17 protein-coding genes are annotated in these 17,222 nt (G+C 68.8%); 10 read left to right on the plus strand and 7 right to left on the minus strand.

Translation table 11 applies throughout. The features are described 5' to 3' along the window. Window positions 1-90: 90 nt before the first annotated feature. The 4 genes from R4I43_RS03690 to R4I43_RS03705 form a co-directional block, all read right to left on the minus strand. Complete coding sequence (locus R4I43_RS03690) at window positions 91-393, minus strand: hypothetical protein (protein WP_324264071.1); 303 nt, start codon at window positions 391-393, stop codon at window positions 91-93. A 280-nt stretch (window positions 394-673) separates the two neighbouring features. Next, window positions 674-1,303, minus strand: coding sequence for an MBL fold metallo-hydrolase (locus R4I43_RS03695; protein WP_324264072.1), 630 nt, complete (start codon window positions 1,301-1,303; stop codon window positions 674-676). After that, entirely contained in the window at window positions 1,303-2,388 is a 1,086-nt protein-coding gene (locus tag R4I43_RS03700; RefSeq protein ID WP_324264073.1) for an S-(hydroxymethyl)mycothiol dehydrogenase, read from the minus strand. Before R4I43_RS03700 ends, R4I43_RS03695 begins: the two co-directional genes overlap by 1 nt. Window positions 2,389-2,657: 269 nt before the next feature. After that, window positions 2,658-4,046: a DNA-binding protein gene (locus R4I43_RS03705; protein WP_324264074.1), complete on the minus strand. Its 1,389-nt coding sequence runs from the start codon at window positions 4,044-4,046 to the stop codon at window positions 2,658-2,660. Window positions 4,047-4,595: 549 nt separating this feature from the next. Between R4I43_RS03705 and R4I43_RS03710 the strand changes: the two genes are divergently transcribed. Continuing rightward, entirely contained in the window at window positions 4,596-5,663 is a 1,068-nt protein-coding gene (locus R4I43_RS03710; RefSeq protein ID WP_324264075.1) for an HAD-IIA family hydrolase, read from the plus strand. A 165-nt stretch (window positions 5,664-5,828) separates the two neighbouring features. Next, window positions 5,829-6,365 (plus strand): manganese efflux pump MntP, encoded by a 537-nt coding sequence (locus R4I43_RS03715; protein ID WP_324264076.1) that lies wholly within the window; start codon window positions 5,829-5,831, stop codon window positions 6,363-6,365. An 86-nt stretch (window positions 6,366-6,451) separates the two neighbouring features. Here the strand turns inward: R4I43_RS03715 and R4I43_RS03720 are convergent, their stop codons facing one another. Next, window positions 6,452-7,471, minus strand: a complete 1,020-nt coding sequence (locus R4I43_RS03720; RefSeq protein ID WP_324264077.1) for a LacI family DNA-binding transcriptional regulator — start codon at window positions 7,469-7,471, stop codon at window positions 6,452-6,454. Window positions 7,472-7,711: 240 nt separating this feature from the next. Here R4I43_RS03720 and R4I43_RS03725 point away from each other — a divergent pair, with 240 nt between their 5' ends. Genes R4I43_RS03725 through R4I43_RS03750 form a run of 6 tightly spaced genes read left to right on the plus strand, consistent with a single transcriptional unit; the run spans window position 7,712 to window position 13,714 of the window. Continuing rightward, window positions 7,712-8,890: a Gfo/Idh/MocA family protein gene (locus tag R4I43_RS03725; protein WP_324264078.1), complete on the plus strand. Its 1,179-nt coding sequence runs from the start codon at window positions 7,712-7,714 to the stop codon at window positions 8,888-8,890. Between the two features lie 30 nt (window positions 8,891-8,920). Continuing rightward, window positions 8,921-9,919, plus strand: coding sequence for a sugar phosphate isomerase/epimerase family protein (locus R4I43_RS03730; RefSeq protein WP_324264079.1), 999 nt, complete (start codon window positions 8,921-8,923; stop codon window positions 9,917-9,919). Between the two features lie 50 nt (window positions 9,920-9,969). After that, window positions 9,970-10,332, plus strand: coding sequence for a VOC family protein (locus tag R4I43_RS03735; protein ID WP_324264080.1), 363 nt, complete (start codon window positions 9,970-9,972; stop codon window positions 10,330-10,332). A gap of 46 nt (window positions 10,333-10,378) precedes the next feature. Beyond that, window positions 10,379-11,443: a Gfo/Idh/MocA family oxidoreductase gene (locus R4I43_RS03740; RefSeq protein ID WP_324264081.1), complete on the plus strand. Its 1,065-nt coding sequence runs from the start codon at window positions 10,379-10,381 to the stop codon at window positions 11,441-11,443. Next, a complete protein-coding gene (locus R4I43_RS03745) occupies window positions 11,440-12,216 on the plus strand; it encodes a TIM barrel protein (RefSeq protein ID WP_324264082.1) in 777 nt (258 codons plus the stop codon). Before R4I43_RS03740 ends, R4I43_RS03745 begins: the two co-directional genes overlap by 4 nt. A gap of 16 nt (window positions 12,217-12,232) precedes the next feature. Then, window positions 12,233-13,714 (plus strand): sugar porter family MFS transporter, encoded by a 1,482-nt coding sequence (locus tag R4I43_RS03750; RefSeq protein WP_324264300.1) that lies wholly within the window; start codon window positions 12,233-12,235, stop codon window positions 13,712-13,714. Between the two features lie 123 nt (window positions 13,715-13,837). Here R4I43_RS03750 and R4I43_RS03755 read toward each other — a convergent pair whose 3' ends face one another. Beyond that, the gene (locus R4I43_RS03755) at window positions 13,838-14,011 is read right to left on the minus strand and encodes a DUF2188 domain-containing protein (RefSeq protein WP_324264083.1); all 174 of its coding nucleotides are present in this window, start codon (window positions 14,009-14,011) and stop codon (window positions 13,838-13,840) included. 1,099 nt (window positions 14,012-15,110) lie between these two features. Between R4I43_RS03755 and R4I43_RS03760 the strand changes: the two genes are divergently transcribed. Both R4I43_RS03760 and R4I43_RS03765 read left to right on the plus strand, forming a co-directional pair. Further along, complete coding sequence (locus tag R4I43_RS03760; protein WP_324264084.1) at window positions 15,111-15,416, plus strand: hypothetical protein; 306 nt, start codon at window positions 15,111-15,113, stop codon at window positions 15,414-15,416. Window positions 15,417-15,606: 190 nt separating this feature from the next. Next, complete coding sequence (locus R4I43_RS03765; RefSeq protein WP_324264085.1) at window positions 15,607-15,831, plus strand: hypothetical protein; 225 nt, start codon at window positions 15,607-15,609, stop codon at window positions 15,829-15,831. Between the two features lie 25 nt (window positions 15,832-15,856). Here R4I43_RS03765 and R4I43_RS03770 read toward each other — a convergent pair whose 3' ends face one another. Beyond that, window positions 15,857-17,188, minus strand: coding sequence for an NAD(P)H-dependent oxidoreductase (locus tag R4I43_RS03770; protein WP_324264086.1), 1,332 nt, complete (start codon window positions 17,186-17,188; stop codon window positions 15,857-15,859). Window positions 17,189-17,222: the final 34 nt, after the last annotated feature.

A 17,222-nucleotide genomic window follows, 5' to 3' on the forward strand; every position in this document is an offset into this window, starting at 1 on the left:
ACCCGGACACATCGAGCGCGGGCTCTCCGGATCACCAGCGGGTTTGCGGCCCGCGCAGCGTCGCCGGCACCGGTTCGACGGTCACCCGCATCATGCGGCGAAACCACCGTGATCGGAAAGCGACCAGTAGCGAAGCGCTCGGTTCCCCCGCCGGGTGATCACCACGCGGTGACCTCGCGGCGCGAACAGATCCCGCGTCTCGATGTCGATCAGGTCCGCAACCCACAGATCGTGCAGCGCCCGGCGCAACTCATCAGTCATCGGACTGACAACGCCGGGAACCCACGAGTATCCCACTTCGGGATCGAGGAACCCGTTGTGGAAGCAGATGTTCCCCCGGCTCACGGCATCCAAGGCGGCCAGCCGGAGGGGTGTGGACGTGGCATCGGACATCGCTCGCTCACCTGTGGTGCGGGCGCTGGGAGTTTCCGGCATGAGGCATTCCTCCTCGCGTTGATCGCGCCCGAGCAGTAGGTGGACGACCGAACACCGCCACCACGGAGGATCGGCGGTCAGCGCCAGTGCAATTCGCGCGCGCCGAGGAGCGTATTCGGCTCGTCGAACACCCAGCAACGCGTGTTCAACCGACGGCCCGGAATCGGCGCTGAGCGGTGCGCAAGGCCCAACGAGAGGAACCCCGTTGGTCTCCTGTGGACCACCCAGCGCCCATCGGTCAGTAGCCCCGGCTGATCCACTCGTCGAGGTGCGGTCGTTCAGCACCGATGGTCGTGGTCGCGCCGTGTCCGGGCAGGACGGACCGGGAGTCGGGCAAGTGGAAGAGCTTGTCCCGGATCGAGCGGATGATGAGGTGGAAGTCCGAATAGGACCGTCCGGTCGCACCCGGGCCCCCGGCGAAGAGGGTGTCGCCGGTGAAGACCGCGTCCAGGGCCGGCACGTCGAAGCACACCGCGCCCGGCGCGTGCCCAGGGGTGTGCACGACGCGCACGACGATGCCGGCGACCTCGATCTCCTGGCCGTCCACCAGGTGGCCCGCCGGCTCCCGGCTCCCGTGAACCTGACGCCACAGCACGAGATCGTCGGCGTGCAGCAGCACGGGCGCACCCGTGGCCTCGGCGAGAGCCGGGGCGACCCGGACGTGGTCGTCGTGGGCGTGGGTGGCCAGGATCGCGACCAGGCGGCGACCGGCGATCACCCTCCGGATCGCTGCTGCGTCATGAGGAGCGTCGATGACCACGCACTCGTCGTCATCACCGAGCACCCACACGTTGTTGTCCACCTCGAAGGTCTGACCGTCCAGCGAGAAGGTCCCGGAGGTGGTCGTGCGATCGATGCGGGCGTCCATCAGAACACCACCACCGATCGCAGCACCTCGCCGCGCTCCATCCTCGCGAACGCCTCCTCGACCTGGTCGAGCGCGATCTCCTCGGTGACGAACTTCTCCAGCGGCAACCGGCCCTGCAGGTACAGGTCCGCCAGCACGGGGAAGTCGCGGCTCGGCAGGCAGTCGCCGTACCACGAGGACTTGATGGCGCCACCGCGCGCGAACACGTCGATCAACGGCAGCTGCAGCTCCCACTCCGGCGTCGGAACGCCGACCAGGACCGCGGTGCCGGCGAGGTCGCGGGCGTAGAACGCCTGCTGGAAGGTCTCCGGGCGCCCCACCGCGTCGATCACGACGTCCGCACCGTATCCCCCGGTCAGCGACTTGATCCCGGAGACGGCATCGACCTCCCGGGCGTTGACGGTGTGCGTCGCGCCGAACTCCTCGGCCCACTTCAACTTGGTCGGATCCGTGTCGACCGCGATGATCCGCGAAGCCCCGGCCAGTCGAGCACCCATGATCGAACCGTCGCCGACGCCACCGCAGCCGATCACCGCCACCGAGTCCCCGCGGGAGACCTGCGCGGTGTTGATCGCAGCACCGGCTCCGGCCATGACGCCGCACCCCAGCAGGGCGACCACGGCCGGCCGAGCCGCCGGGTCCACCTTCGTGCACTGACCGGCGTGGACGAGCGTGCGCTCGCTGAAAGCACCGATGCCCAGCGCCGGGGACAGGACGGTACCGTCACCCATCACCATCGGCTGCTCGGCCTTGCCGGTGTCGAAGCAGTACCAGGGACGCCCTCGCGAGCAGGCGCGGCAGGTGCCGCACACGGCGCGCCAGTTCAGCACGACGAAGTCGTCCTCAACCACCTCGGTCACGCCCGGCCCCGTGGCCTCGACGACGCCTGCGGCCTCGTGCCCGAGCAGGAAGGGGAAGTCGTCGCCGATCCCGCCCTCGCGGTAGTGCAGATCCGTGTGGCACACCCCGCAGGCCTGCACTCGCACCAGGACCTCACCCGGCCCTGGCTCCGGAACCTCGATCGAGACCACCTCGACCGGCTGCCCACGGCCGGCTGCCACCACCGCACGCGATTTGATCACCAAGAGTCCCTTCGACGAACGCTTCTCGCACGACGGCGCTTCCCGCGCCCGCACCGGGTTCGGCCGGAGCGGAAGGTCCGCTTCCGCACCGCGGCCGGGCACGGGCATCACAGCGCCGGCGAGCCGCGAACAGCTTGTCCGCCCACTCCTCGAGCGGACAAGATCTGGGGAACCAGTGGAGTTCAACTCGGCACGGGTGGTCTCCCGCGCGGTACGAACGGCAGCCTCACCTCATCGCGCGGGCTCCCTACTGGGGAACGGCGGAAGGGGTCTCACACTCCCAGGAGTCGCCGGAGTTCCGGGGCGTGGCGCCGCGACACGGGAACGTGCTCGGGCGAACGCGGGTCCGTGATCAGGACGAGCTCGCCCTTGAAACCTCGCTCCAACTCGACCACCCGTCGGAGGTTGACCAGGAAGCGCCGATGCACCCGGTGAAAACCGAAGTTCGTCAGCGCCGCCTCCACGTTGTCCAGGCCGCGCGTGGCGGCCTGGATCCGCCCGCGGTCCGTGCTCAACCACACGGTGCTCCGGTCGGCCTCGGCGTAGCGGATCTCCGCCGGGGACAGCAGCACCAGCCGATCGTCGCGGACGCCGATGACGCGCGGGGGCACCGGGTTGACCGGCTGTTTCGATTCGCCCTGGTACGGCTCACCCTCCTGCACCCCGAGCGCGCACAGAACGCCCACCACGTGGTTCGATTCGACGATGGGCCGCATGGTCATCGGAATCGCAGCTTCTCCCGGGCAGGCCGGCAGGGTCGCGTAGCCGCTCCACCGCGCGGATTCCAACGCCCGGTCCATCGCCCACCGAGCCGCTTCGAGGAGACCGGGAATGTTGGGGTTCCACCGATCTTTCGGCTCGATCGCGCCGGAGGCGACGGGGTTGTCGTCGGACAGCTTGAGCAGCGAGACCGCTGCGTCGTTGGCCGAGATCACGTTGCCGCCGCGGTCCATCGCCATGAGCGGGCCGGTTTCCCGGGAGCTCGTGCGGTTGAACTCGGCCAGCACCTTCTCGGCCTCGGCGAGGGCGCGCCGGTAGATCCCGTGCTCCACGCACGCGGCGGCGGCGGTCAGCCAGGACGACACGTGCGGGGACAGCGGCGCGTTCAGCCGCGAGATGTTGATCGAGGCGACCGGCGCCCCGGTCACCACGTCCCGCACGGAAATGCCCGCGCACGACCACTGGTTGAAGCTCTCGCACCAGTGCTCCGGGCCGATCACCGTCACCGGTCCGGGCACCTCGAGTGCGGTTCCCATCCCGTTCGTGCCGGTGCACCGCTCCGACCACGACGACCAGGGTGCGAGGTTGTTCAGGTCGGCTTGCCGCCGCGCGGAGGGATCGCCCCACACCCCGAGGACCCGCCCGCCGCCGTCGGTGACCGTGACGACGCCGCTGTCACGTTCCACTTCCCGGCCGGCCAGCGCGCCGAGGCCGCCCAGAGCCGTGAAGAACACGCGGTTGTCGAGACGGGAGTCGTTCTCGCCCGTCGCCCCCGGCGCGACGTCCAGCGTGCGGTCCACTTCGTACCGGTCCCGGCACCGGTACCACGACGCCAGGATTTCCGGCCGCACGCCCTTGACGACGTCCTCACCGGCGGCGAAGCTCTCCCTCGCACGCGCAACACTGCTGGCTGTCGACGTGGGTCCCAACGCGTTCCCCACGCGATCTTGTCCCCTGGACGCGCTCGATGCGATCGCCAGAGGCGGCAAACTCACGGTCACCCCGACCTCCTAGTCGCTCGGGCACACGGGCATCCCCGAACTGCCGCGAAGTGACGGAGGCCACAACATAGCTTCCGAGATGCGGCACTTCAAGTGCCTGCTTTCCGCGCTCGCCGCAGCGGGCGAACCGGGCAGCGGTGCCGCAATGGCGAATTCGGTTGTTCATCGGCGCTGAACGGTAGGCGTCACCGGGTGAACGGCATGAGCAACCCGGGGCAGCGGTTCACACTTCCGGAAAGGGGTCGGCAGACGTAGGGTTGATCGTCGGCAGGAATTCGGGCGATCAATGCCAATCGATTCGAATCCTCAGCGCTCCCCTTCCCGATCACTGTTGATTTCCGCTCTCCGCGGGCAACGGCGGAGTTGTTCCGGCAGTCCGCCCGTTCCGGAATCGAATGGGAGATCATCGGCGAGCGCGCCTCACGAACCGCCGGCGCACCGCAGTCCGGCACTGCCCCGACTCAGCGCCCACGAGCTGCAGGAGCACGCATGATCGGTCAGACCACCGCAACGCCCGTCGGGCACGAGCCCCTCATCACGCGCTACCGGGGACTGATCTGCGATCTCGACGGCGTGGTCTACCGCGGCGCCGCGGCCGTTCCGGACGCGGTCGAGACCTTGAACCGGCTGACGGCCGACGGCGTACCGGTCGTGTTCGCGACCAACAACGCCTCCCGCTCCCCGGAGGACGTGGGCGATCACCTCCGCGGGCTCGGAATCGCCAGCCAGGGCTGGTCGGTGGTCACCAGCTCCCAGGCCGCCGCGGCCCACCTCGCGCACCACCTGGACCGGGGAACTCGCGTGTGCGCGGTGGGCGGGCCGGGGATCGCTCGCGCGCTCACCGAAGCCGGGCTGACCCCGGTGAGCGTCGCAGAGCTGGGTGACGACCAAGTCGAGGCGGTCGTCCAGGGGCTGGGATTCGACGTCACCTGGCGCGAGCTGGCGGCGGTCGGATACCTCGTCCAAGCCGGAGCGACCTGGGTTGCCACCAACCTCGACCCCACCTTGCCCACCCCGCACGGCAACGCTCCCGGCAACGGCGTGCTGGTCGCGGCGGTGCAGGCGGCGGCAGGCACCTCGCCGCACGTGGTCGGCAAACCGCGGGCAGCCCTGCTGGACCTGGCCCGCTCCCGGCTGGGCACGAGCCGACCCGAGACGCTCGTGTGCGGGGACAGGTTGGACACCGACATCGAAGGCGCCCACGCGGCCGGGCTCGACTCGCTGTTCGTCCTCAGCGGAGCGTCGCGACTCCGAGACCTGGTCTTCGCCGCGCGGTCCCAGCGGCCGACGTACATCGCCGCCGACCTGGCCGGACTGCTCACGCCCGGTCTGCCCCTGAGCTCCACCGCGTCCGGCGATCACACCGACAGCGCGCTCGACGCCGCCCTTCGCGCGGACAGCACCGCCGACTACGGGGAACTGCTGCAGACCGTGGTCGCCACAGCGTGGGCCGCGCTCGACAACGGTCGCGCGATCTCCGACGACCCCGACCTGTGGGGCGAGATCGAACGCAAACTCGGGCTGGTCCCCCAGCTCGAGCCGCGGAAAATAACCTGAACCGGCACCAACATCAATGGGTTCCGCACGAACGGCATCCCCACATTGACGAATGGCATTCATTCAGCAATTAAAGGCAATCCTTGCCGATCGAGGAATTCCTCTGTAATGTTCACCTCGCGTTTGCCGGATGACTGCAAAGTCACTTAGCTGAACGGTGTTTCGATGCTCGAGACGATTGCCCTCGGATTCTTCCTGAGCTTGGACAACTTCAGGTCGTCTATTGCGATCGGGACGATCCCATTCAAATTCCGCCGGGCCCTGCAAATAGCCGTCGTGTTCGGCATCTGGGACACCGTGGCACCGCTGATCGGAGGCGTGCTCGGCCACTTCATCGGCGCGAACCTGGGCGAGGTCGCCGAGTACGCCGGGCCTGCACTGCTGGGCCTGTACGGCCTGTACCTGCTGATCGGAGCGATTCGCAAGCCCGCGCCGGAAGAGATCGACCAGCCCTGGGTGACCCTGTTCGGCATGCCCCTCACGTTGAGCGTGGACAACCTGCTCGCCGGAACGGGACTGGGGATTCTCGGATTCGCTCCGCTGGTCTCCGCCGTGGTGTTCGGAGCCATCACCGCCGTGATGTCGCTGGCCGGGCTGTGCATCGGCCGATTCGTCACGCACGTGATCCCCGTCCGCACCGACCTGCTGAGCGGAATCTCGCTCGTCACCGCAGCAATCGTCCTGCCGCTCGTGTCCACCTGACACACGGGACCTGTGTGGATCTAGCAACTTCGTCGGAGGTGCGGCGGTTCCACACAGGACGGTGCACCCCGGGGCCCGCTACGCGGTCATCGATCGCGTAGCGGGCGCGGTGGTCCGGTCGTAGCCCGGAGGACGAGGCGTGCCGGGCTGACGATCTCCCTGGCCGGTGGCGCGTTGTCCGTTCGCTCGATCGCGCGGTCCACCGCGGCTGTTGCGAGCTGCGCGGCGTCCTGGCTGACCGTGGTCATCTGCACCGTGGTCAGCGCGGCCAGCCGGGTGTTGTCGTAGCCGACCACCGACACCTCATCGGGGACCGCCACGCCTCGGGAGCGCAGGGTGAGCAGCAGACCGAACGCGATCATGTCGTTGTGCGCGAAAACCGCGCTCGGCAGGGCTTTTCGAGACTCGAGGAGGCGCGTGGCGGCCTCCGCCCCGGACTCCTCGGTCGGGTTCCCGTCGAGCACGCGGACGTGCCGGTCCAGTCCCCGCGCGCGCATCGAGGCGACATAGGCTTCCCGACGCGCTGCGGCCTCCCCCGTACCGCCGCCGTCGACGTAGGCGATGTCGCTGTGCCCCAGTCCCACCAGGTGATCGACGACGTCCGCGACGCCCTGGTTGTCGTCGGCGTGCAGCGAGTCCACGCCCGGCACCCGCAGGTGCGAGCCGATGGTCACCACCGAGGCGCGCTCGGCCAGCTGTTCCAGCTCGGACTCGTCGATGTCAGGGCTGATGAGGACGAGGGTCTCGCACCTGTCGCTGAGCAAGGACTCGACGGCCTTGCGAGCCGAGCGGCTCTGGGTGGTGGCGCTGAGCAGCAGGTCGTAGCCCCTGTGCTCGGCCGAGCGGTAGAGGTTCTCGATCACTTCCGCGTGGAAGTGCTGGTGGGCCGCGAAGGTCACGCCCAGGAGCCGGGACCGGCGCCGACGCAGCCGGCTGGCCCGTTGGTCCGGCTGGTACCCGAGGCGCTTCGCGGTTTCGACGATGTGCGCCCGGGTCTTCTCCGACACGCCGGGTTGCCCGCCCAGAGCGACGGAAGCGGACGAGACCGACGTGCCCGCAGCTCTGGCCACGTCGACGATCGTGGTCTTCCCGTTCCTCTCGGGCATCACACCCGCCTTCCGACTCGAGCCCGGCGTTCCCTCCGCGCCTCAACCTATCGCAACAGCCACCGAATCATGTCTTGACATAAAGACCACCCACTCCTTAGTGTCAGCCATCACAGCGAACCGAAACGTTTCGGCTCAGCGGGCCACATCCGGTGCGAGCGCACGAGAGCTCGCGCCGGACAGCTCTCCTCAGCGCCCACGAGCCTCCGAGCTCCCCGAGCGAAGAAGGGCACGCACTCCATGTCGAAGCAGCCACTGTCAGTCGCCGTCATCGGAGCCGGGCTGGCCGGACGCAGCCACGCCGCCGGATACCGCCAGGTCAACACCGTCTTCGGCGAAGGGCTTCCGCCGGTCCGGCTGGCCGCGATCGCCGACGCCAACACCGACCTCGCCGAAGACGCCGCGCGCCGCTACGGCTACGATAAAGCCGTCTCCAGCTGGGAGGAGATCGTCGACGACCCCGCGATCGACGCGGTGAGCATCGTCGTCGACAACGCCCTGCACCGGCAGGTCGCCGAAGCGCTGATCAACGCGGGCAAGCACGTGCTCTGCGAGAAGCCGCTGGCCAGCACGATCGCCGATGCCGAGGCGATGGTCGCCGCCGAGGAGACCACCGACGTCGTGACCGCCGTCGGCTACAGCTATCGCCGCACGCCGGCCATCGCCGCCATCCGCGACCACGTCCAGACCGGCGAGCTCGGCGAGATGACGCTGTTCAACGGCCGGTACTGGGCGGACTACGCCGCCGATCCCCGCACTCCGCTCGCCTGGCGCTACAAGGGAGGTCCCGGCACCGGCGCGCTCGGCGACATCGGTGCGCACCTCATCGACCTCGCCGAGCACATCTGCGGACCGATCGAGTCGATCGCGGGCGCTGCCCTGTCGACCCAGGTCCCGAAGCGCCCGGTTCCACTCGGCCCCGTCGTCGGGCACGCCCCGGCCCCGGTCGGCGACGAGGTCGGCGAGGTCGAGAACGAGGACACCGCCGTGTTCACCGCGCGGTTCTCCTCCGGGCTCACGGGCTCGTTCTCGGTGTCGCGCACCGCGTTCGGCATGCCCAACGGACTCGCCTTCGACGCCCACGGGCTCTCCGGCCGCGCCTCCTTCGACTGGCACCGCCCGGCCGAGTACTTCTTCGACGACACCCAGCCGGAGTCCCGCACGCGGGGCGCGCGCCAGGTCATCGCAGGCCCGCAGCTGCCCTACTTCGCAGGCGGATACCCGACGCAGGCTCCGGGCAACGGCGGCGGCAACGCCGAGACCTTCATCTACCAGTGCCGAGCGTTCCTCGACCAGATCGTCGGCACGCCCGAACCGCTGCCCGCCTGCGCGAGCTTCGCCGACGCCCTGCACACCATGCGCGTCATCGAAGCCATCGTCGCCAGCGACCGGACCGGTACGTCGATCGACGTGGCCTGACCTGCAACTCGAGACAGGAGGACTCCCACCGTGCCGCTGAAACTCGGCGCCTACACCGCCTGCCTGCACGACCGGCCACTCGCCGAGGCCCTCGACGTGCTCCGCGCCCACGGACTCACCTCGGCCGAGGTCAACACCGGTGGCTTCCTGCCCGCACCGCACTGCCCGGTCGACCTGCTGCTGTCCTCCGAGCGGGCCAGGGCCGACTACCTGGCCGCCTTCGCCGAGCGGGGCGTGGAGCTCACCGGGCTCAACTGCAACGGCAACCCGCTCAGCCCGCTGCCCGGCACCGGTGCGAAGCACGCCGACGACCTCCGGCGCACCATCGAACTCGCAGGCCTGCTCGGCATTCGCACCGTCGTGACGATGTCCGGCACTCCGGGATCGGACCCCCACGCGAAGTACCCGTCCTGGGTGGTCAACCCGTGGGACGGCGTCCAGATGGACGTGCTGGACTACCAGTGGGGCGTGGCCACCGAGTTCTGGAGCGAGATCGACGCTCTCGCCCGCGCCCACGACGTTCGCGTGGCCATCGAGATGCACCCGCACAACCTCGTGTTCTCCCCGATCACGCTCGAGCAGCTCGTCGAGCGGACCGGCGCGAGCAACCTCGGCGCCGAAATGGACCCCTCCCACCTGATGTGGCAGGGCATGGACGTGGTGGCCTGCATCCGCCACCTCGGCCCGCTGGTCTTGCACGCCGCGGCCAAGGACGCGACGCTGTGCCCCGGCATCGGCGTCCGAGGGGTGCTCGACACCTCCTTCTCCCGCGTACCAGCGGACGCGCCCGCCAAGGTCCCCACCGGCATCGGCACCTGGTGCAACACCTGGCCCGATGACCCGGCCTGGAAGTTCGTCGCCGTCGGCCTCGGCCACGGGATCGCCTACTGGACCGAGTTCCTGGCCGCGCTCGCCGAGGTCGACCCGGACATGCCCGTGAACATCGAGCACGAAGACGCCTCGTACTCCCAACTCGAAGGTCTGGCCCTGGCGGCCAAGAACCTCCACGCGGCCGCGGTGGACCTCTGATCCACCGCCCTCGCTGAGCACCACCAGCACTCATGAGAACACTGTGGACGGTGAATGAGTTGACTCCCCCAGCACTCCACCACGTCTCGCTCGTGGTCCGAAACCTGGACGAGGCGCTCGACTTCTACGTCGGCGCGCTCGGCCTGCGGCAGCGCACCGATCGACCCGACACCGAGGTGCGCGGCGCGTGGCTGGACCTGCGCGACCACCAGCTGCACCTCATCGAAGGCCAGCCGCCACCGGCCCTCGGACAGCACTTCGCGCTGCACGTCGCCGAGCTCGACCCGCTGCGGGAGCGACTCGTCGGTCTCGGCGTGGAGGTCTCCGAACCCGTCCCGGTGGGGCGTGCCCGGCAGTCGTTCTTGCAGGACCCCTCCGGCAACCACGTCGAACTGCACGAATCCGCACGTTGAACAGCACTCAGCACCCCGCACAGCCCGGTTTCACCCGAGGAGCGAGATGACCAGCCCCACCCAACACCCGCGCCGTGCCGACGAGCTGCGGCTGGCCACCATCGGAGCGGGACGCATCGGCGCCAACCACGCGGAACTGGTGGCACGCCGGATTCCCGGCGCACGCCTCGCGGCCGTGGCCGATCCCGTCCCGGAGGCGGCCCAACGACTCGCCGCCCAGCTCGACGCCGAAGCGATGACCACCGAGGAGGTGCTCCAGAACCCCGGCATCGACGGGGTCCTGATCACCGCTCCTGCGCGCGCCCACACCGAGCTCGTCGTCGCCGCCGCGGCCGCGGGAAAGCACGTGTTCTGCGAGAAGCCGATGGCGGTTTCGCTACCCGATGCCGATCGCGCGATCAGGGCCACCGAGGACGCCGGGGTGATCTTGCAGGTCGGCTTCAACCGCCGCTTCGCCCCCGGTTTCGCGGCCGCCCGCGACACCGTCGTCCGCGGCAAGGTCGGGACCCCGCAGATCCTGCGCTCGCTCACGCGCGATCCCGGCCCGTTCCTCGGGGACCCGACGCGGATCCCGCAGTGGACCATCTTCCTGGAAACCCTGATCCACGACTTCGACGCCCTGTGCTGGCTGAACCCGGGTTCCGCACCCCTGCAGGTGCACGCCTTCGCCGACGCGCTGGTCTCCCCCGAAGCGAAAGCCGCCGGCCACCTGGACACCGCGGTGGTGAGCATCCGATTCGACAACGGCGCCATCGCCACCGCCGATGCGAACTTCTCCGCCGCGTACGGCTACGACGTGCGCGCTGAAGCCTTCGGCTCGGCGGGAATGGTCACCACCGGCAGTTGCCGCGCCACCGACATGACGCTCCACGACGCCGCGGGCATCCACGCCGAAACCTCCCGGCGCGACACCGACCTCCTGCGCGACGCGTACCTCGCCGAACTGCAGGCCTTCGCCGACGCGATCCGACACGGCGACCCCATCGGCCCCACCGGTGCCGAGGCGCGCACCGCGTTGTCGATCGCTGCGGCCGCCATCCGCAGCATCGAGACCGGCGCACCGATCGCGATCTCTGACGTCTCCCCCGCCCTCGACGGAGCAGCCTCATGACCTACACCCTCGCCGCCTGCGCGGAGATGCTCCACACCGACCTCCCGCTGACCGACCGAGTCCGCAAGATCGCCGACCGCGGAATGCAGGTCGAGATCTGGAACTGGGTCGACAAGGACATCGACGAACTCGCCGCCACCGGCGCCACCTTCTCCTCGATGACCGGATACATCACCGGAAACCTCACCGAACGCGACGGCATCACCGCGCTGCTCGACAGCGCGGCCAAGTCCCTGGACGTCGCCGACACGCTCGCGTGCCCGCGCCTGAACCTGCACGGAACCGGGCTCGGCGAGGGAGGTCGTCCCGTGCGCCCGGTGGAGGTCGTCACCCCGGCGATGTGGCTCACCGCGGCCGAGACCTTGAACGAGCTCGCTGAACTGGGCAAACAAGCCGACCGCGTGTTCACCCTCGAGAACCTCAACCTCGCCGTCGACCACCCCGGCACGCCGTTCGCCCGCGCCGAGGACACCTTGGCCCTGGTGCGCGCGGTCGACAGCCGGCACCTGCGGATGAACCTCGACCTCTACCACGCCCAGATCGGGGAGGGAAACCTCATCCAGCTGGTGCACGAGGCGCTCCCCCACGTCGGCGAGATCCAGGTCGCCGACGTCCCCGGCCGATGTGAACCCGGCACCGGCGAGATCAACTACCCCGCCATCGCGCGAGCGCTGCGCGACCTGAACTACAGCGGCGTCGTCGCCCTGGAGGGATGGGCGAAGCACGACCCGGACCAGGCGCTCGATTCCTTCGTCGCCGCGTTCGCGGGCTGACTGCCGACCAGACCTCCTGCCCACGTCCTCGACCGACCACGACCGTCCGATCCCGATCGCTCAACGAGGAGCAGTCGTCATGACGAGACGAACCACCGACTCCCCACCGATCGCACTCCCACCCGACGCACGAAGCGCCCCCTCCCGGCGGCTCGGCCTGATCGCCGTGATCGTCACCTTCGGGGGCCTGCTGTTCGGCTACGACACCGGCGTCGTCAACGGTGCCCTCGACCCGCTCACCGCAGACCTGGGGCTCACGCCCTTCACCGAGGGGATCGTCGTCAGCAACCTCGTGTTCGGCGCCGCCTTCGGCGCCGTGGTCGGCGGGGTGCTGTCGGATCGCTACGGCCGCCGCCACAACATCCTGCTCCTCTCGCTGGTGTTCATGGTCGGCACGCTCGGGTGCGTGCTGGCCCCGAGCTGGCAGGTCCTCGCCCTGTTCCGGTTCATCCTCGGGCTCGCCGTCGGGGGCGCCTCGGCGACGGTCCCGGTCTACCTCGCCGAGGTCGCACCGGTCGAACGCCGCGGCGGCATCGTCACCCGCAACGAGTTGATGATCGTGGTGGGCCAGTTCTCCGCCTTCGTCGTCAACGCGATCATCTTCAGCGCGTGGAACGACGTCGCCGGAATCTGGCGCGTCATGCTCCTCGTAGCGGTGTTGCCGGCGATCGTGCTGTTCTTCGGCATGCTCCGGCTGCCGGAGAGCCCGCGCTGGCTGGTGGCCCGAGGACGCGAGGACGAAGCACTGGCCGTGCTGCTGCAGGTTCGCAGCCCCGAACGCGCGCACGCCGAAATGGCCGAAGTGCACCGCCTCGCCGAAGAGGAGCGCAACGCCAAGACCGCTGGCACCGTGGACCTCGGCGTGCGCTGGGTGCGGGTGCTGATCCTCATCGGAGCCGGTCTCGGAATCTGCCAGCAGTTCACCGGCATCAACTCCGTCATGTACTACGGCACGCAGCTGCTCGGCGATGCCGGCTTCTCCGCCAACTCGGCCATCATCGCGAACACGCTCAACGGTGCCTTCAGCGTCATCGGCGTAGCGGTGGGGCTGTCCGTGATGAACAAGATCAAGCGACGCACCATGCTGCTCGGCGGATTCGCGCTGACCACCACGTTCCACCTGCTCGTCGGCCTGTCCGCCCTGCTCATGCCGGAAGGAGACGCCAAGGCGTGGTTCGTCCTCGCCTTCGTCGTGCTGTTCGTCTTCTCCATGCAGTCGACCATCGGCCCGCTGGTCTGGCTCATCCTCTCGGAGATGTTCCCGCTGAAGATCCGAAGCCTTGCCATCGGCATCAGCATCTTCGTGCTCTGGATCGCCAACGCCCTGGTCGCCCTCGGCTTCCCGCCGATCGTGGAGGCCGTCGGCATCTCCAACGCCTTCTTCGCGTTCGCCGTCTTCGGCGCGCTGGCGATCACCTTCATCGCCACGTGCGTGCCGGAAACCAAGGACCGCTCCCTCGAAGAACTCGAGAGCGACTTCCGCGCCCGCTACGCCTGACCTGCCACGGCTGACCGTTCGCGAAGGCGCCTCCGCCGGACCGGCGCCTTCGCGAACAGCCGCGCCACCGGGCTCACGGCTCGCACCGGCGGACCCGGCTGGCCGCGGGCCCGCGCCGCCCCCTCAGACCGTGCGCCGGTCCTGCACCTTCCCGGTGATGCCGTGGATGACCACTGCGCCACCACCGCCGTGGCGGAGCTGGGAACACGCTTCGTCGATCGCGTCGCATTGCCGCGACACGTGGAACTCCGCACCGGCACCGGTGACCTTCCAGCCACCCCCACGCTGAACCGGCACGACGTGACATTCCCCCGCTTCGTGCTGACCGCCGGTAGACACGAATCTCGCTCCCCCTCGTCGGGTCCGCTTCCACCGCCGTCATTCCCGGCCGCAGCCCGCCGCAAACTCCTGACAGCGCGTGAGATGGCACTCACCGTGGCGTTGTCGCTTGAGCACGAACACAAAGGAGAGGCTTTCCACGGGCTCCTACTGGTGGAAACGCTCTTGCCCGCCGAGACGGTGGATTCGACCCACGATCTCTTGATCTCAGCGCTCCCGCGCCGCTGCTTACGCAGGTCAGGAGCACACCGGCAGCTAGCCGGGCACAAACGACGTGACTCCCCGCACGAGAGGGAACGAGTTCCGTTTCAGCGGAGCGCCTGGTGCGGATCGCTTCATCGAGGTGCACCAAGAAGAGTTGAAGTGCCGCAACCATCGGCTGCTCATCCGGAAATGCAAGCTCCCCGTCGCGCTCCATCTTCCGCAGACGTTGCGCCACCCTGGACTCACCTGAAGCCGGAGCGGGGCATCGAGATCGACATCTCGCCAGGATCGAATCTCGACCTAACCTTCAGGTGAGGTTCGCACTTGCTCATCGCTGAGCCTGAACAAGAACTCCTCGAAGACGCTTTGGTCATCCGTCATGATGAATTCATGATGTCCCGTCTCTCAGCGCGCGGGTCTTTTTCGCGGCGAGGCGCTCCGCTCGACCAGGCACGGCGACGCGGAGCGCCTCGCTGCGTTGTTCTACCGCCCCCGACCCACGCGCGGGCACGGATCGGAACAACCACAGGGCCCACCCCCACCAGGCCCTGCCATACGAGGATGGAACGTCACTGGGAATCCTCGCACGGAGGAATTTAGACCTGGTGGGCAAAAGACACACAGTTGCGTTACCCACCATCGTGATGCCAGAGGCTTGCTGAACAGATCGCGCTGATCACCCGAGTGGCTTCGTCACCAACAGCAGAGGCCGGTCGCGGTCGCGCCGCCGCAGGCGATGCCCTGATCGACTGGCCAGCAAGCACCCCGTTCGACACCGTGGAGGCAGCGCCGCCCGGTACGGAATCGGTGCGCCGCGCATCGGACCGGTACGGCGATGGAGGCAAGCATGCGAATGCTCTTGACGGTCTCGATCGACACGGAGAAGGGCAACCAGGCATTCCGCGACGGCACGCTGCAGAAACTCATGCAGTGGGCCCGAGACGAGTTGAAACCGGAAGCTGCGTTCTTCAGCCCGTCAAACGGCAAACGCACCGCACACTTCGTCTTCGACATGCAGGACGCCTCCCGACTCCCCGCGATCGCCGAACCATTCTTCGAAACCGTCGGAGCCCACATCGAACTCGCGCCGGCCATGGACTTCAACGACATGCAGACCGGAGTCCAACGAGCCCAAGAGGCGTTGAAGAACTTCCAGTGACGCCGCCAAGACCGGGTCCCGGCCGCGCGCCAAGCCCTCATCAAGAGGGCACCAGGAGCAGGAAACGGCCGATCTCCAGCCGCGGTGATATCAACTGTCGCGACCCGTCAACACGCTGTCGGAGACCCGGCGGCAACCTCAACCCGCGGGACCTGGTCCTTCGCAACTAACCCCGCGCACGGTCGCAGACTTGGAATCCGACGAGGCCGAGCCCGCAGAGTGGCAACGACTGGTGGATCCGTGGATCACCAACGAGCACCGTCGCGGCCTCGGCGAAACCAACAAGGCCGCGACGGCCGGACAGATGGAACTCTTCCCACTCAACCCGGACGACATCTCGGTGCCCTCGCCCGGCTCCGGTGATGAAGGCGACCTTGCCTTCGAGCTCGGCACCGTTGTCCGCTGGAGTCGCTGACCGAGCTGCGAGCGCGCGAGTCCGGTCAGCTCTCCTGGAGTTCGCGGCGCAGCTTCACCGCGAGCACGGAGTCGTCGAGAGCGGCGTCCGCCCAGCCCAGGACCGCGCCCGCGGGCACGTCGTTCACCAACCTGCAGCCGTGCGCCAGGCCGATCGGCAGGGCTTCAGCGGCCAGCGAAGCGCGGGCAGGAGCGAGCTTGCCGTAGACCATGAAGCCGCCCTCGCCGTCGAGCACCTCACCGGCCCGCAAGTCGCGCTTGGCCACGGCCACGACGTCACCGCGGAAAGCCTCGGGCGCACCGGTGGGTTCACCGCGCAGCACCGCGGAGGCGATGGAGACACCCAGTTCGAGACCGATCATGTGGTACGGGCGGTACAGCGCCCCGTAGCGGCCGGTGGGATCGGTGCGCACCCCGTACTCGGCGAAGCACTGGACGGCGTAGTCGGTGCGCGCCTCGAAGGTGACGTAGACGCCCCACCGCAGGTCGCGGTCGACCTCCGTCCCATCGCGGTTCAGGCTGGAGATCACTTCGACCGTGCCGCGCTGGGTCAGCGAACCGCCCAGCTCCCTCGGCCGCAGCGCGGTGGCCAGATCCTCGACATCGACCGGCGGGAAGAGCAGGCCCTCGTCCTGCGGCTGGAGGCCCGTGCCGTTGGCCACGGCGGCCATCTCGATGGCCGACTTGGTTCCGTCGAGGAACGAGTTGAACATCTTGGGGTTGTAGTCGCCGCTGGCCAGCTGCTCGGCGGTGAAGCCGTAGTGGTCCCAGACCGTGTCCGGGGTCGAGCTGCTGTACTCCGGCAGGTGCTTGGTGCCCTTGCCGGCCGCGACCACGTCGAATCCGACCGTGCGGCACCAGTCGACGAGCTCGCAGATCAACGCGGGCTGGTCGCCGTAGGCCATCGTGTAGACGACTCCGGCCCGGCGGGCGCGTTCGGCCAGCAACGGCCCGACCAGGCAGTCCGCCTCGACGTTGACCATGACGACGTGCCGCCCGGCGTCGATGGCGCGGACGGCGTGGTAGCTGCCGACGATCGGATCGCCGGTGATCTCGAGGACCACCTCGAGACCGGGGACGTCGATGAGCTCGTCCGCGCTGTCGGACACGTGCGTGCCGCCGGTGCGCAGCGCCTCGCCGAAGGACGACGCGGCGTACCGCTCAGGCGGCCAGCCGGTCCGCGCGAGCGCAGCGCGGGCGCGGTCAGGGCTGAGATCCGCGACGCCCACCACGTGCAGACCCGGGACGTGCAGTGCCTGGGTGAGGAACATCGAGGAGAACTTCCCGGCCCCGATGACGCCAACTCTGATCGGCCCCGACTCCCGGTGCCGCTCGACCAGCAGACGGTGGAGGTTCACCTGCGCTCCCCTGCGAATACGGCGATCAAGCGAA

Source organism: Saccharopolyspora mangrovi (assembly GCF_035320975.1).
Classification (GTDB): Bacteria; Actinomycetota; Actinomycetes; order Mycobacteriales; family Pseudonocardiaceae; genus Saccharopolyspora; species Saccharopolyspora mangrovi.

Excerpts from the sequence above, each read along its gene's own strand:
- R4I43_RS03745 (WP_324264082.1), top strand. The coding sequence starts at position 11,440 with ATGACCTACACCCTCGCCGCCTGCGCGGAGATGCTCCACACCGACCTC.
- R4I43_RS03725 (WP_324264078.1), top strand. The coding sequence starts at position 7,712 with ATGTCGAAGCAGCCACTGTCAGTCGCCGTCATCGGAGCCGGGCTGGCC.
- R4I43_RS03710 (WP_324264075.1), top strand. The coding sequence starts at position 4,596 with ATGATCGGTCAGACCACCGCAACGCCCGTCGGGCACGAGCCCCTCATC.
- R4I43_RS03715 (WP_324264076.1), top strand. The coding sequence starts at position 5,829 with ATGCTCGAGACGATTGCCCTCGGATTCTTCCTGAGCTTGGACAACTTC.
- R4I43_RS03740 (WP_324264081.1), top strand. The coding sequence starts at position 10,379 with ATGACCAGCCCCACCCAACACCCGCGCCGTGCCGACGAGCTGCGGCTG.
- R4I43_RS03690 (WP_324264071.1), bottom strand. The coding sequence starts at position 393 with ATGTCCGATGCCACGTCCACACCCCTCCGGCTGGCCGCCTTGGATGCC.
- R4I43_RS03760 (WP_324264084.1), top strand. The coding sequence starts at position 15,111 with ATGCTCTTGACGGTCTCGATCGACACGGAGAAGGGCAACCAGGCATTC.
- R4I43_RS03695 (WP_324264072.1), bottom strand. The coding sequence starts at position 1,303 with ATGGACGCCCGCATCGATCGCACGACCACCTCCGGGACCTTCTCGCTG.
- R4I43_RS03720 (WP_324264077.1), bottom strand. The coding sequence starts at position 7,471 with ATGCCCGAGAGGAACGGGAAGACCACGATCGTCGACGTGGCCAGAGCT.